The sequence below is a fragment of the Nocardia rosealba genome, from assembly GCF_020216065.1.
In the GTDB taxonomy this organism is placed as follows: Bacteria; Actinomycetota; Actinomycetes; order Mycobacteriales; family Mycobacteriaceae; genus Nocardia; species Nocardia rosealba.
On sequence record NZ_JAIWNA010000001.1, the window covers coordinates 1,021,389 to 1,036,001 of the forward strand.

The following is a 14,613-nucleotide window of genomic DNA, read 5'->3' on the forward strand; positions in this document are numbered from 1 at the left end:
ACGGAGTTCCGAAGGTGTCTTTCAACGGGTCCTTGCCGCCGCTCGTCGAGCCTGCGGCGGAACTGACCAAGGACGAGGTCGCGCGGTACAGCCGCCACCTGATCATCCCCGATCTCGGTGTCGACGGTCAGAAACGGTTGAAGAACGCCAAGGTGCTCGTGATCGGCGCGGGCGGTCTCGGTTCGCCCGCCCTGCTGTATCTGGCGGCCGCGGGCGTCGGCACGCTCGGCATCGTCGAGTTCGACGAGGTCGACATGTCGAACCTGCAGCGTCAGGTCATCCACGGTGAGTCCGATATCGGCCGGTCCAAGGCCGACAGCGCCCGCGATTCGATCCTCGAGATCAACTCGGGAATCGACGTGCGGCTGCACAAGATCCGCCTCGAACCCGACAACGCCGTCGAGCTGTTCCGCGAGTACGACCTGATCGTCGACGGCACCGACAACTTCGCCACCCGCTACCTGGTCAACGACGCCGCCGTCCTCGCGGGCAAGCCCTACGTGTGGGGCTCGATCTACCGCTTCGAGGGCCAGGTGTCGGTGTTCTGGGAGGACGCACCCGACGGGCGTGGCATCAACTACCGCGACCTGTACCCGGAGGCCCCGCCGCCGGGCATGGTCCCGTCCTGCGCCGAAGGCGGCGTGCTCGGCGTGCTGTGCGCGTCGATCGGTTCGGTGATGGTGACCGAGGCGATCAAGCTCATCACCGGTATCGGTGAGACGCTGCTGGGCCGTCTGATGGTCTACGACGCACTGGACATGAACTACCGCACCATCAAGCTGCGCCGCGATCCGGAACGTCAGCCGATCACCGAGCTGATCGACTACGAGGCGTTCTGCGGTGTGGTGTCGGAGGAGGGCCAGGCCGCCGCCGCCGGGTCGACCGTCACCGCCGCCGAGCTGAAGGACCTGCTCGACGCCGACAAGGTCGAACTGATCGACGTGCGCGAGCCGGTGGAGTGGGACATCGTGCACATCGACGGTGCGACGTTGATCCCCAAGGACCGCATCCTGTCCGGTGAGGCGCTCTCGGAGCTGCCGCAGAACAAGCCGATCGTGTTGCACTGCAAGACCGGGATCCGCTCGGCCGAGGCGCTGGCCGCGCTCAAGCGGGCCGGTTTCGCCGACGCCACGCACCTGCAGGGCGGCGTGGTCGCGTGGGCCAAGCAGGTCGATCCGTCGCTGCCCGTGTACTGATCCGTACCGATCCGCCGTTGATTGCGGGGAGGTCGCAATGGGGTCGCGTGCCAGCGTGCCTTCGGGCTGTTGACGTGTCCTCAGGGTTACGGTACGGCCGTGACGTCAGTGACTTCAGTCGAACCACCCGAGCATGTGCGGGCCACATTCGGTCTTCGCGAAGTGACGCCGGTCTCCCTCGGTGACTGGGACGGTGGCTGGCGGCTCGGCGATGTGGTGCTGAGCCCGGTGGCCGATCACGCCCGCGCGGCGTGGTCGGCCAAGGTGCGCGAAACCCTCGCCGTCGACGGTGTGCGCGTCGCGCGGCCGGTGCGTGCCACCGACGGCCGCTACGTGGTGTCGGGCTGGCGCGCCGACACCTTCATCGACGGCGCCCCCGAACCCCGCCACGACGAGGTGGTGTCGGTGTCGCTGCGATTACACAAGGCGACAGCACAGCTGGAACGCCCGCGTTTCCTGGTGCAGCCGCCCGTCGCGCCGTGGGTGGATGTGGATGTGTTCGTCGCCGCCGACCGCGCCGCCTGGGAGTCGGTGCCGTTGCGCACCCTGCGCGCCGGCGGCGTGCCACTCACCGCGACCCCCGACGGTCAGCGCAGCCTCGAATTGATCGGCCAGCTGGCCACTTTGCGCAAACCGGTGCGCAGCCCCGACCAGCTCGTGCACGGCGACCTGTTCGGTACGGTCCTGTTCTCCGGCGCGCACGCACCGGGCCTCACCGACATCACCCCCTACTGGCGCCCCGCCGCCTGGGCGGCCGGCGTGGTCGTCGTCGACGCGCTGGCCTGGGGCGGCGGTGACGACGGCCTCCTGGAACGCTGGTCCAGCCTGCCCGAATGGCCACAGATGCTGTTGCGCGCCTTGATCTTCCGCCTCGCCGTGCACGCCCTGCACCCACGCTCCACCCCGGAAGCCTTTCCCGGCCTTGCCCGCACGGCCGATATGGTCCGCCTGGTGCTGTAGGAGAAATGCCGAAAGCCGCGCCCGGTCGGGGATTCCGGGCGCGGCTTTCGTGGTGTCAGACGTTGGCGTAGGCCAGGGACGGGACCTTGTCGGTGGCGAAGGAGGTGCGCAGGTAGCACCACCAGGTGACGCCCGCCATGACGACGAAGGTGACGGCGTAGGCCCAGAAGGCGGGGGCCATGGAACCGAAGTTGATGTTGGACAAGCGAAGTGCCTGCTGCAGGATGAATCCGCCGAAGGCTCCGACCGCTCCGATCACGCCGATCGCGGCGCCGGCCTGACGACGTGCCGATGCCTGTGCCTCGGTGATCTCCATGCCGTGTTCGGCGGCGTACTTCTTGGCGGTGGCGCCGAAGATCGACGGGATCATCCGGTAGGTCGAGCCGTTGCCGACCCCGGTGAGCACGAACAGCAGCAGGAACGCGGCGAGGTAGAGCGGGAAGCTCTTCATCGACAGCGCGGTCATGATCAACGCGACCGCCACGGCCATTCCGGTGAAGACCATGACCGTGATGCGCGCGCCGCCGACCTTGTCGGAAATCCACCCGCCGACCGGGCGGCTGAACGACCCGACGAGGGCGCCGAGGAAGGCGAGGTTACCGACCGTGCTGATCCAGCCGATCTGCGTCAGGTGCGGGAAGTTGGCCTTGATCAGGGTCGGGAAGGCGAATGAGAAGCCGATGAACGAACCGAAGGTGCCGATGTAGAGGAACGACATGATCCAGGTGTGCGGGTTGGTCAACGCCAGCTTGTAGGACTTGCCGTCGGCCTTGGCCGAGGCGATCGAGTCCATGTACCGCAGGGCGCCGAACGCGGCGACCAGGATGAACGGCACCCAGACCAGGATGGCGAGGGTGAGGCCGAACCGGTAGCCCGCCGCGTCCTTGGCCAGCAGGTGCGTGCCGAGGGTGATCAGCAGCGGCGCGGCCAATTGGGTCTGTGCCACACCGAGATTGCCGCCTGCGGCGTTGATGCCCAGCGCGGCGCCCTTCTTGCCTTCGGGGAAGAAGAACGAGATGTTGGCCATCGAGGACGAGAAGTTGCCGCCGCCCACGCCGGCGAGCGCGGCCAGCAGCAGGAACACCCACATCGGGGTGCCCGGCTGGTTGATGAAGTACGCCAGGCCCAGCGTCGGGAACAGCAGCATGGCGGCGCTGAACGTGGTGAAGGCCCGGCCGCCGAACTTGGGGACGGCGAAGGTGTAGGGGATGCGCAGGGTGGCGCCGACCAGGGTGGGCACCGAGGTCAGCAGCAGGGCGTTGGCGACGGCGGTCGGGTTGCCCTTGCCGAGGCCCTCCAGGAACGTGAAGCCCGCGGCGCCCATGGCGGTGACGATGGAACCGAACAGGACCCAGACGCTGAAGCCTAGGTTCTCGGCGAACACCGAGAACCACAGGTTCTTCTTGGCGGTCTTCTCACCGCCCGATTCCCAGAATTTCGGATTGTCGGGCTCCCACTGGGTGAGCCAGCGGCCCTTCTTCTCATACTCGAACGACGCGGTGTCTGTCGTCTGGCCGGTGGCGGCGATTGCGGTCATCGGCTTCCTCTCGATCGGGCGCGTGATGCGGTGTCGAGAGAAACGGTAGAAGCCGGTTGTTGCGTGACAATGGCCTCAGGTGACATTCGAGCCAACTCGGGCTCACCGAGCGATTCGCGTCGAGGTGACAGCTCGGTTACCGGGCGAAACTCAACGATCCGGGTACTCGGCGATGAGCGAGCCGAGGAAGCAGCGCGCGGCCTGCATCGCGCGCTCGGCGTCGCCGTCGATGACGGCCTGCACCAGTTCGATGTGCTCGCTGTCGTAGGCGTCGTCGGATTTGGCGGTGCGCGCGTGGATCACCTGCTCGATCACCGGCAGCAGCGAGTCGTAGAACTCCAGATACACGGCGTTGTGGCTGGCGACGACGATCGCGCGGTGCAATTCCACATCGGCGGCGATGGCCACCGGGTCGGGTTTGGTCCAGTCGCGGTCGTTGCGTTCGGCGAGCAGGCGGCGCAGGTTGGCGATATCGGTGTCGTCGCGGCGACGCGCGGCCAAGCCCGCGGCGGTGGTGTCGAGCGCCTGGCGCAATTCGAGGATGTCGCGTTCCTCGGCGTCGGCGAAGTACTTGCCGAGCGTGCCGCCCACCTCGGAGGTGGCGATCACATAGGTGCCCGAACCCTGGCGGCGCTCGAGCATGCCCGCGTGGACGAGGGCCTGCACGGCTTCACGCACGGTATTGCGGCCGGTGCCGGTGAGTTCGGTGAGCTCGGGTTCGGTGGGGATACGGCCGCCGACCGGCCAACGGCCCGACCGGATTTCGGCGCGCAGTTGTTCGGTCACCTGGGCGATGAGGCTGGAGCGCCGGACGGGTTGCACGTGAGCCAGCGTAAGGCAAAGGGGCAGGCCGGTACTCGAGCCTGACTTGTCGCTCACACTTGCTGGCGTCGATCATCGGGTCATCCTATGATTTCTCCTGTGACTCCTCCGCCCTCCTCCGAAACCTTGACCCGGCTCACCTCTGTCGATGGGCAGGTCGATGGTCGATGGGATGCGGTCGATGGTGGGAGTGCGCTCCCGAATCCGCCCGCCGAGGTCGATCAGGCGGAGTCCGAGCAGCTCACCCGGCGGTCGTTGATCGAGGGACGGCTGCTGGTTCTCGCGGCCATCATCATGTCGGCGCTCACCCTGCGTGCGGCCGTCACCGCGTTCAGCCCGCTGGCCGAGCAGATCGGTGACGACATCGGGTACGGCACCGCCATCGTCGGCGTGTTCGGCATGCTGCCGACCGCGATGTTCGGTGTCGCCGGGCTGGTCACCCCGTTCGCGGTGCGGCGTTTCGGGCTGGAGCGCACGGTTCTGCTGGCGATGCTGCTGGCCGGATTCGGTTCGCTCGCCCGCGTGTTCTCCTCCGGCACCGGCGAGCTGCTCGCCTTGTCCGGGGTGGCGCTGCTCGGCATGGGTATCGGCAATGTGGTGATTCCGCCGCTGGTCAAGCGGTATTTCGCCGATCGGCTGGCGTCGATCTCCTCGCTCTACATCGTGATGGTGCAGCTGAGCACGGTCATTCCCGCGTTCGTCGCGGTGCCGCTGGCCGAGGCGCACGGGTGGCGCATCTCGATGGGCGTGTGGGCGCTCGTCGGTTTCGCCGCGGCGGTGCCGTGGCTGGTCGTCCTGCGCGACCGCCGTGGCCGCGACAAGGCCGACACCACCGCGCTGCCGTCCGAAACACCGACGGCCACAGGCAAAGTGTGGCGTTCCCCGGTGGCCTGGGGCATGGCGGGCATGTTCGGCATGACCTCGCTCACCACCTACGCCATGTTCACCTGGCTGCCGACCATCCTGGCCGACGCGGGCGCCAGCGCGGCCTTCGGCGGCAACATGGTCGCGCTGTTCGCGCTGATCGGCCTGATCCCCGCGCTCGGTGCGCCGACCGTCGTCTCACGCATGCGCAACCCGTTCCCGGTCGTCGTCGCGTGCATGGTGCTGTTCGTCGTCGCGTTCGCGGGCCTGCTGATCGCGCCGATGGGCGCGCCGCTGCTGTGGGTGGTGCTGCTCGGCCTCGGCCCGAGCACCTTCCCGATGGCGCTCACCCTCATCAACCTGCGTACCCGCACACCGCAGGGCTCGGCGGCGCTGTCCGGATTCACCCAGGGCGTCGGTTACGTCGTCGCCTGTGTCGGTCCGCTGCTGTTCGGCATCCTGCACACCGCCACCGGTGGCTGGCTGGCCCCGTTCGGTCTGCTGCTCGTCGCACTCGGCGTGCTGCTCACCGGCGCCTGGCAGGCCTGCAAACCGCGCATGCTCGAAGACACCTGGAATTGAGCGGAAGAAAACTCACCGTTCGAGTTGCGTAATGGTGCGTTCGGGTCGATGCTACCTAGATCACACCCTCACGGGCGTTTCGAATGATTTCCGGCCGCCTTCTTACGTGCGGAAATCGTTGTGTCACATGCCCGAAACAAAAGGGCTGATCTCACCCCTGTGACCGGGGCGGCGTGAGAAACCGTTGATTCAAGCGCAATTTCCCGCAGCATTTCGGCAATACCCATTTCCTACCGTTGGGCCATCGCACTTTTGGGAGGCCCAACTTGAGCACGCTGAAGCGTAACCACGACATCGAGCACTGGGATGCCGAAGATGTCGCGGCCTGGGAGGCCGGCGGCAAGGACGTTGCCAAGCGCAACCTGATCTGGTCGGTGATCGCCGAGCACATCGGTTTCTCGGTGTGGTCCATCTGGTCGGTGATGGTGCTGTTCATGCCGACCGACAAGTTCGGCATCGATCCGGCGGGCAAGTTCTTCCTCGTCGCCATGCCAACGCTCGTCGGCGCGTTCCTGCGCATTCCCTACACCGTGGCAACGGCCCGCTTCGGTGGTCGCAACTGGACCATCTTCAGCGCGTTCCTGCTGCTCGTCCCGCTGCTGCTGACGCTGTATTTCGTCAACCAGCCGGGCACGTCCTACACCACCTTCCTGATCGTCGCCGCGTTCGCCGGCTTCGGTGGCGGCAACTTCGCCTCCTCGATGACCAACATCAACGCCTTCTACCCGCAGCGGCTCAAGGGCTGGGCGCTCGGCATGAACGCCGGCGGCGGCAATATCGGCGTGCCGGTGATCCAGCTGCTCGGCCTGCTCGTGCTGGTCACCCTCGGTGGCGACTACGCCTACGTGATCTGCGCGGTCTACCTGGTCCTGGTAGGTGTCACCGCGGTCGGTGCCGCGCTGTACATGGACAACCTGACCAACCAGAAGGCCGACATGTCCTACATGCTCAAGGCCCTGCGCGTGCCGCAGTCCTGGGCTATCGCCTTCCTCTACATCGGCACCTTCGGTTCGTTCATCGGCTACAGCTTCGCCTTCGGCCAGATCCTGCAGATCAGTTTCAAGGCCGGTGGTGACACCGCGACCCAGGCCGCCATCCACGCCGCCTCGATCGCGTTCATCGGTCCGCTGCTCGGTTCGCTCGCCCGCCCCTACGGCGGCAAGATGGCCGACCGCATCGGTGGCAGCAAGGTCACCATCGCCACCTTCGGCGCCATGATGGCCGCCGCGCTGGTCGTGATCTTCGCCTCGACGCTGGCCGACCGCAACAACGGCATCGCCACCGGATCGACCATGACGATCCTGGTCGCCGGCTTCATCGCCCTGTTCATCCTGTCGGGTTTCGGCAACGGCGCCGTCACCAAGATCATCCCGTCGGTGTTCGAGGCCAAGTCCAAGAGCCTGCCGCTGCCGCGCGCCGAACAGGCCGCGTGGTCGCAGAACACCTCCGGCGCCCTGATCGGTTTCGTCGGCGCCATCGGTGCCCTCGGCGGCGTCGGCATCAACATGGTGCTGCGCTCCTCCTACGCCAGCACCGCCTCGGCGACCACCGCGTTCTGGGTGTTCCTCGCCTTCTACGTGGTCTGCGCCGCGGTCACCTGGACGGTGTTCCTGCGCCGCCCCCGCGCCGCCGTCGACTCCGATGTCGTGGCCGAGGCCGAATCCCTGGTCCTCGAGGCCGAATCCAGCACTTCGTCGGCTCGCTGACAACCGACCACAATCCAGGAGGTCACTCTCATGAACAGCACTCGCAAGACAGTGGTCGTGGTCGGCCACGGCATGGTCGGACACCGCTTCGTCGAGGCCCTTCGCTCGCGCGACGACGCCGGACAGTGGCGCGTGGTCGTGCTCTCCGAGGAGAAGCTGCCCGCCTACGACCGCGTCGGCCTGTCCTACTACGTCGGCAACTGGAACCCCGACGACCTGGCGCTGCCGGGCAACATGTACTCCGGCGACGAGCTGGTGGAGCTGCGGCTCGGCCAGCGCGGCGAGTCCATCGACCGCGCGGCCAAGACCGTCACCACCTCCACCGGTGAGGTCATCGCCTACGACGCGCTGGTGATGGCCACCGGTTCCTACGCCTTCGTGCCGCCGGTGCCCGGCCACGACCTGCCCGAGTGCTTCGTCTACCGCACCATCGAGGACCTGGACGGCATCCGCTCCGCGGCTGAGAAGGCCGGTCCCGGCGCGCACGGTGTGGTGATCGGCGGTGGTCTGCTCGGCCTGGAGGCGGCCAACGCGCTGCGCCTGATGGGCATGACCCCGCACGTCATCGAGTACAACGACCGCCTGATGCCCGCCCAGGTCGACGCCGGTGGTGGCGCGATCCTGGAGAAGCTGGTCTCCGACATCGGCCTGAACGTGCACACGGGCGTCGGCACCGCCAAGATCGAGTCGATCGAGGAGGAGACCGGCGGGGTCAAGCTGCACCTGTCCGACGAGTCGGAGATCCACGCCTCGCTCGTGGTGTTCTCCGCCGGTATCCGCCCGCACGACTCCGTCGCCAAGGCGGCCGGGCTCGAAATCGGCCCGCGCGGAGGCATTCTCACCGATCTCGGCCTTCGGTCCTCGGACCCCGACATCTACGCCATCGGTGAATGCGCCGCCGTCGAAGGTGTCTGCTACGGCCTGGTCGCCCCCGGTTACACCACCGCCGAGATCGTCGCCGACCGCCTGCTCGGCGGTGCGGGCGAGTTCCCCGGTGCCGACATGTCGACCAAGCTGAAGCTGATGGGCGTCGACGTGGCCTCCTTCGGTGACGCGCACGCCACCACCGAGGGCGCGCTGTCGGTGGTGCTGCACGACGCCGCCAAGGGCACCTACGCCAAGCTCGTCGTCTCCGACAACGCCGAGATCCTGCTCGGCGGCATCCTCGTCGGCGACGCCTCGGCCTACGCCGCGCTTCGCCCGCTGGTCGGGCGTCCGCTGCCCGCCGACCCGGCCTCGCTGATCTCCCCGGCCGGCGCCGAACTGGGCGCCGACGCGCTGCCCGACGACGCGCAGATCTGCTCCTGCAACAACGTGAGCAAGGGCGCCATCTGCGGCGCCATCGCCGAGGGCGCCTGCGATATCCCGGCCGTGAAGGGCTGCACCAACGCGGGTACCTCCTGCGGTGGCTGTGTGCCGATGATCAAGAAGCTGCTGGAGCAGTCCGGTGTCGCGCTGTCGAAGGCGCTGTGCGAGCACTTCGAGCAGTCGCGTGCCGAACTGTTCGACATCGTGAACGTCACCGGTATCCGTACCTTCTCGGAGCTGATCGCCAAGCACGGCAAGGGTTCGGGCTGCGATATCTGCAAGCCGACCGTCGCCTCGATCCTCGCCTCCACCTCGAGCGACCACATCCTCGAGGGCGAGCAGGCCGCGCTGCAGGACACCAACGACCATTTCCTGGCCAACCTGCAGAAGAACGGCACCTACTCGGTGGTGCCGCGTATGCCCGGTGGTGAGGTGACCGCCGAGCAGCTGATCGTGATCGGCGAGGTCGCCAAGGAATTCGACCTGTACGTGAAGGTCACCGGTGGTCAGCGCATCGACCTGTTCGGCGCGCGCGTCGAACAGCTGCCGCTGATCTGGAAGCGCCTGGTCGACGCGGGTATGGAATCCGGGCACGCCTACGGCAAGTCGCTGCGCACCGTGAAGAGCTGCGTCGGTTCCACCTGGTGCCGCTACGGCCAGCAGGACTCGGTCGGCATGGCCGTGCTGCTCGAGAAGCGGTACCGCGGCCTGCGTTCGCCGCACAAGCTGAAGCTGGCCGTGTCGGGCTGCGCGCGTGAATGCGCCGAAGCCCGTGGCAAGGACGTCGGCGTGATCGCCACCGAGAACGGCTGGAACCTCTACGTCGGCGGCAACGGTGGTCTCACCCCCAAGCACGCCGTGCTGCTCGCCGGCGACCTCGACGACGAGACGCTGATCCGCTACATCGACCGCTACCTGATGTTCTACATCCGCACCGCCGACCGCCTGCAGCGCACCGCGCCCTGGCAGGAGGCCCTCGAAGGTGGCATGGACTACCTGAAGGCCGTCGTGTGCGACGACAGCCTCGGCATCGCCGCCGACCTCGAGGCCGCCATGGCCAAGCACGTCGACGGATACAAGGACGAGTGGGCCGCAGTGCTCGAGGACGAGAACAAGCTGTCGCGCTTCGTCTCCTTCGTCAATGCCCCTGACGAAGCCGATCCCACGATCGCCTTCGACGAGAGTGGCGAACGCAAGGTGCCAGTGCTTCTCGGTCTGCCCGGCATGCCTGCCGGTGTTGGCTCCGACACAGCAGCAGCCGGGAAATAAGCGCTTAACCCTGTGGAAACAGGGCGCCTGTACCAATAGGTAAGGCGTTCGGAGGAGGAACCGATGACCGTTATCGACACACCCACCATCACCACCGAGACCACGACCTGGACCCAGGCGTGCCGACTCGATTTCCTTATTCCGGGACGCGGCGTTGCGGTCCTGCTCGACGGCGGCAAGCAGGCCGCCCTGTTCCTGCTACCCGACGGCACGCTGGCCGCCGTGGGCAATGTCGATCCGTTCGGCCGGGCCGCGGTCATGTCGCGCGGCATCGTCGGCGACCGGGGCGGGGTACCCGTGGTCGCCTCGCCCCTGCTCAAGCAGGCCTTCTCGCTGATCGACGGCCGCTGCCTCGACGACGAGACCCAGTCGCTGCCGGTATATGCCGTGCGGCTCGACGCCGGCATCGTCTCGGTGTCGAACGAACCGGTGACTTCATGAACTCTGTGCCCGAAGCGGGACCCTGTCTCGCCGGTTTCACCATCGGTATCACCGCTGCTCGTCGCGCCGAGGAATTCGGCACCCTGCTCACCCGCCGTGGCGCCACCGTGGTGAGCGCGCCCGCCATCCGCATCATCCCGCTCGCCGACGACACCGAACTCGAGCGGGTCACCGAACAGCTCATCGCCGACCCGCCCGCCATCACCGTGGCCACCACCGGCATCGGTTTCCGTGGCTGGATGGAGGCCGCCGAGGGCTGGGGGTTGGCCGAGACGCTGCGTGACACCCTCGCCGCCACCCGCATGCTCGCCCGTGGGCCCAAGGCCAAGGGCGCCATCCGGGCCGCGGAACTGCGCGAGGAGTGGTCGCCCGCGTCCGAGTCGTCGGCCGAGGTGCTCGACCACCTGCTCGCCGAGGGCGTGGAGGGCGTGCGAATCGCCGTGCAGTTGCACGGCGCGACCACCGAGTGGGAACCGGTACCCGACTTCTGCGAGGTGCTGCGCTGCGCGGGCGCCGATGTGGTCCCGGTGCCGGTGTACCGGTGGGAACCGCCCGCCGATCGCGGGCCGATGGATTCGATGATCGACTCGATCATCTCCGGCAGCCTCGACTGTGTCACCTTCACCAGCGCCCCCGCCGTGGCCTCACTTCTCATGCGCGCCAAGGAAACCGGACTGCTCGAGTCGGTGCTGCACGCCCTGCGCGGGCGCGTGCTCGCCGCCTGTGTCGGCCCGATCACCGCCGCACCGCTGGAAGAACTCGGCGTGCCGACGACCATGCCCGGCCGGGCACGGCTCGGTGCGCTCGCCCGCCACGTGGCCGAGGAACTGCCGCGCCGGGCCAGCCGGATCTACGCGGCCGGGCACCTGATCAGCGTGCGCGGTGGCTGCGTTGTCGTCGACGGTGAGGTGCGTCAGCTCGCGCCCGCGCCGATGGCGTTGATGCGGTCGCTGGCGCGTCAGCCCGGGCGGGTGGTCTCGCGCGAGGATCTGCTGTCGGCGCTGCCCGGCGGTGGCGACGACACCCATGCGGTGGAAACCGCGATCGCCCGCCTGCGCGCGGGACTCGGCACACCGAAAGCCATTCAGACCGTGGTGAAGCGCGGTTATCGACTCGCTCTCGACGCGGCCGACTGCTCCGACGCGCCGTCGCGTCCGCCGGTGCAGTCGCCGCACGCCGCGGGCATCGGCACGCCCGCACGGTCGGCGCGGACCCAGACGATCGGGGTGTGGTGAGCGCGGCGCGGCCGGGTGAGCCGGCCCTCGTGCTCGTCGCGCACGGCACGCGCAGTGCGCGCGGGGTGGAGATGATCGCGGCCCTCGCCGACGCGGTCGGCACCGAACTCGGCTGCGGCATGGACACCACCGGCCCGAACCCGTTGCTGCGCACCGCTTTCGTCGATGTGCTCGGCCCGTCGCCGTCGGAGGTGCTGCGTGATCTCGACGGCCCGGCCGTGGTGGTCCCGGCGTTCCTGGCCTCGGGATACCACGTGTACCAAGACGTTCCGCGTGAGGTCGCCGAGAGCGGCCATACCGCCGTGGCGGTGACTCCGGCCATGGGTCCTGATCCCGCACTGACCAGGATCATGGCGATGCGCCTGCGCGCGGCTGGTTGGCAGCCCGGTGACGCGGTGGTCTTCGCAGCCGCCGGTTCGTCGGATTCCCGTGCGCGCCAGGATGTTCGGCGCGCGGCCGGGATGCTCGCCGAGCAGCTCGCCGCACCGGTTCGGATCGCCTATGTGGCCACCGGCGCCCCGCGCGTCCCGGAAGTTGTTGCTGCCCTGCGCGAATCGGGCTCGCAGCGAGTGTTCATCGCGTCGTACCTGCTGGCCCACGGTCTATTCCATCAGCGCCTGCACGACGCTGGCGCCGATGGCGTCGCCGAACCGATCGGCGTCCACCCTGCGGTAGTCCGTCTCATCGCCGACCGCTACCGCACCGCCGCTCACGAACTCGCCCGCGCGAACGTCCACTAGGAGTTGTGCTTTCGGGCACGCCGCGAAAACACGCGCGATCGTCCGTTACTGTGCTGTGCCCGCCATCGTCCGCCTGCGGTTCCGCACCTGCAGTTGTCCGCTAGGCGTTCCGTACCTGCGGTCGTCCGCTAGGCGTTCCGCACCGGCGGTCGTCCGCTAGGCGTTCCGTACCCGCGGTCGTCCGTTACCGTGCCGCTGTCTGGACCGCAGCTGGTGGCATGGTGCGAACCTCGGCTGCGGCCCGGGCCAGTGCGGCGATGGCCGGTGAGCGGTCGTCGGCAGGCCAGGCGAGCACGGTGGTGATCTCCGGGGCGTCGACGACGGGCACCGCGACATGGTCGGGCCACTGCCAGGCGCGGCTCGAGGCCGGGATGACGAGCAGCGTCTTGCCGAGCGCCACGAGCTGCGCGAGTTGTGATTGGGTGCGCACTTCGGGCCCGGGACCGTCGGGGTAGGAGCCGTCGAGCCGGGGCCATCGCGCGATGGGGAGACCGGGCACGTCGACCACGTCCGCGAGGGTGAGCTGTGGACGCGCGGCGAGCGGATGTCCCGCCGGGAGGAGGGCGACCTGGCCCTCGGTGCAGATGTCTTCGGTGTCGAACCCGGCGAGGTCATCGACCGGTCGGTGCATCAAAGCCACGTCCGCGCGCCCGTTGCGCAGGAATCGTGCCTGCTCACCGACCTCGCACAGGAGAACTTCTACCGGTGCCGTATCGGTGCGGGCCGCCGCCGCGGCGAGAAGCCGTTGCAGCAGCTCGTGCGACGCACCGGCTTTCGTCACCAGCACCAGGGGTCGCTGCCGATCCGCCGCCCGCCGGGTCCGTCGGGCAGCAGCCGCGACGGCGTCCAGGGCCAGGCGGGCTTCGTGCAGCAGCACATCGCCCGCGCCGGTCAGCGCCACGCCCCGCCGGTCCCGGTCGAGAAGCTGGACGCCGAGCCGACGTTCCAGCTGCCGGATCGCCCGCGAGAGCGGCGGCTGCGCGATCCCGAGCCGCTGGGCAGCACGCCCGAAGTGCAACTCCTCGGCCACCGCCACGAAGTACCGCAGCTCACGGGTCTCCAGGTCGTCCACGCGCCCACTGTATCCACCCGGTGATACCCGCCGGGTATCTCGAGGTACCCGATCAATATTGGACGCAACGGATATCGCGCGCCGAGCATGGAGTGCGTGAACAACACCAGGACAGCGCTGGTCACCGGCGCGAACAAGGGCATCGGCTTCGCCATCGCCGAAGGTCTCGGGTCTCTCGGCTTCGCGGTCGCGGTGGGAGCGCGCGACGAGACCCGACGTGGGGAGGCCGTGGCGCGGTTGCGTGCCGAGGGCATAGACGCGTTCGGCGTCGCCCTCGATGTCACCTCCGACGAGAGTGTCACCGCCGCGGCCGCGAGCATCGAGGAACGAGCCGGGCGACTCGACGTGCTCGTCAACAACGCCGGGATCGCGGGCCGGTTCGAGGACGGCGCACAGGACCCCACAACCCTCGACCTGGGTGTCCTGCGCACGGTCCTGGAAACGAACGTGTTCGGGGTGATTCGGGTGACCAACGCGATGCTCCCGCTGCTCAGTCGTGCCGCCGCGCCCCGGATCGTCAACATGTCGAGCAATATGGGCTCGCTGACCCTGCGGACCGGGCCGGTGATGGCCGCCTACGCACCGTCCAAGTCGATGCTCAACAGCGTCACGGCCCAGTACGCTCGCCGGTTCGCCGACACGAACATCATCGTGAACCTGGCCTGCCCCGGCTACGTCGCCACCGACTTCACCGGATTCGCCGGGGAACGCACGCCCGAGCAGGGCGCCGCGATCGCCCTGCGCCTCGCCACCCTCCCCGACGACGGCCCCCGAGGCGGCTTCTTCGACGACCAGGGAACCGTCGCCTGGTAGCTGTGCGCAGGTGCGACGGGGCACCGCTTCGGAGGCGGCAGTGGGGTGCCGGTCGCGATAGGGTGGTG

The 14,613-nt window shown here is 68.3% G+C and carries 12 protein-coding genes; 9 read left to right on the plus strand and 3 right to left on the minus strand.

Going from position 1 to position 14,613, the window contains the following annotated elements; genetic code table 11:
• Window positions 1–14 precede the first annotated feature (14 nt).
• Together moeZ and LDL21_RS04670 are read left to right on the plus strand one after the other, a co-directional pair.
• Window positions 15–1,196: an adenylyltransferase/sulfurtransferase MoeZ gene (moeZ, locus tag LDL21_RS04665; RefSeq protein WP_067637377.1), complete on the plus strand. Its 1,182-nt coding sequence runs from the start codon at window positions 15–17 to the stop codon at window positions 1,194–1,196.
• 108 nt (window positions 1,197–1,304) lie between these two features.
• On the plus strand, window positions 1,305–2,156 hold the full coding sequence (locus LDL21_RS04670) for a TIGR02569 family protein (protein ID WP_181699625.1): 852 nt from the start codon (window positions 1,305–1,307) through the stop codon (window positions 2,154–2,156).
• A gap of 55 nt (window positions 2,157–2,211) precedes the next feature.
• Here LDL21_RS04670 and LDL21_RS04675 read toward each other — a convergent pair whose 3' ends face one another.
• The gene (locus LDL21_RS04675; protein ID WP_225278916.1) at window positions 2,212–3,693 is read right to left on the minus strand and encodes an MFS transporter; all 1,482 of its coding nucleotides are present in this window, start codon (window positions 3,691–3,693) and stop codon (window positions 2,212–2,214) included.
• A 150-nt stretch (window positions 3,694–3,843) separates the two neighbouring features.
• On the minus strand, window positions 3,844–4,515 hold the full coding sequence (locus tag LDL21_RS04680) for a FadR/GntR family transcriptional regulator (protein ID WP_181699551.1): 672 nt from the start codon (window positions 4,513–4,515) through the stop codon (window positions 3,844–3,846).
• Between the two features lie 294 nt (window positions 4,516–4,809).
• On the opposite strand from LDL21_RS04680, the gene LDL21_RS04685 reads away from it, so the two are divergent.
• The 6 genes from LDL21_RS04685 (at window position 4,810) to LDL21_RS04710 (ending at window position 12,660) form a co-directional block, all read left to right on the plus strand.
• A complete protein-coding gene (locus LDL21_RS04685) occupies window positions 4,810–5,961 on the plus strand; it encodes an MFS transporter (protein ID WP_225279236.1) in 1,152 nt (383 codons plus the stop codon).
• Window positions 5,962–6,227: 266 nt separating this feature from the next.
• Window positions 6,228–7,667, plus strand: coding sequence for a nitrate/nitrite transporter (locus LDL21_RS04690; protein WP_181699555.1), 1,440 nt, complete (start codon window positions 6,228–6,230; stop codon window positions 7,665–7,667).
• 30 nt (window positions 7,668–7,697) lie between these two features.
• Window positions 7,698–10,244, plus strand: coding sequence for a nitrite reductase large subunit NirB (gene nirB / locus LDL21_RS04695; RefSeq protein ID WP_225278917.1), 2,547 nt, complete (start codon window positions 7,698–7,700; stop codon window positions 10,242–10,244).
• A 63-nt stretch (window positions 10,245–10,307) separates the two neighbouring features.
• Window positions 10,308–10,685, plus strand: a complete 378-nt coding sequence (gene nirD, locus LDL21_RS04700) for a nitrite reductase small subunit NirD (protein WP_067491499.1) — start codon at window positions 10,308–10,310, stop codon at window positions 10,683–10,685.
• On the plus strand, window positions 10,682–11,920 hold the full coding sequence (locus tag LDL21_RS04705) for a uroporphyrinogen-III synthase (RefSeq protein ID WP_225278918.1): 1,239 nt from the start codon (window positions 10,682–10,684) through the stop codon (window positions 11,918–11,920). Before nirD ends, LDL21_RS04705 begins: the two co-directional genes overlap by 4 nt.
• Entirely contained in the window at window positions 11,914–12,660 is a 747-nt protein-coding gene (locus tag LDL21_RS04710) for a sirohydrochlorin chelatase (protein ID WP_225278919.1), read from the plus strand. Before LDL21_RS04705 ends, LDL21_RS04710 begins: the two co-directional genes overlap by 7 nt.
• 184 nt (window positions 12,661–12,844) lie before the next feature.
• Here LDL21_RS04710 and LDL21_RS04715 read toward each other — a convergent pair whose 3' ends face one another.
• On the minus strand, window positions 12,845–13,732 hold the full coding sequence (locus tag LDL21_RS04715; protein ID WP_225278920.1) for a LysR family transcriptional regulator: 888 nt from the start codon (window positions 13,730–13,732) through the stop codon (window positions 12,845–12,847).
• Between the two features lie 87 nt (window positions 13,733–13,819).
• Between LDL21_RS04715 and LDL21_RS04720 the strand changes: the two genes are divergently transcribed.
• Complete coding sequence (locus LDL21_RS04720; protein WP_225278921.1) at window positions 13,820–14,545, plus strand: SDR family oxidoreductase; 726 nt, start codon at window positions 13,820–13,822, stop codon at window positions 14,543–14,545.
• Window positions 14,546–14,613: the final 68 nt, after the last annotated feature.

Bases quoted from the DNA above. Each gene is read 5' to 3' on its own strand.
- LDL21_RS04705 (WP_225278918.1), top strand. From the start codon at position 10,682: ATGAACTCTGTGCCCGAAGCGGGACCCTGTCTCGCCGGTTTCACCATC.
- nirB (WP_225278917.1), top strand. From the start codon at position 7,698: ATGAACAGCACTCGCAAGACAGTGGTCGTGGTCGGCCACGGCATGGTC.
- LDL21_RS04675 (WP_225278916.1), bottom strand. From the start codon at position 3,693: ATGACCGCAATCGCCGCCACCGGCCAGACGACAGACACCGCGTCGTTC.
- LDL21_RS04720 (WP_225278921.1), top strand. From the start codon at position 13,820: ATGGAGTGCGTGAACAACACCAGGACAGCGCTGGTCACCGGCGCGAAC.
- nirD (WP_067491499.1), top strand. From the start codon at position 10,308: ATGACCGTTATCGACACACCCACCATCACCACCGAGACCACGACCTGG.
- LDL21_RS04685 (WP_225279236.1), top strand. From the start codon at position 4,810: ATGTCGGCGCTCACCCTGCGTGCGGCCGTCACCGCGTTCAGCCCGCTG.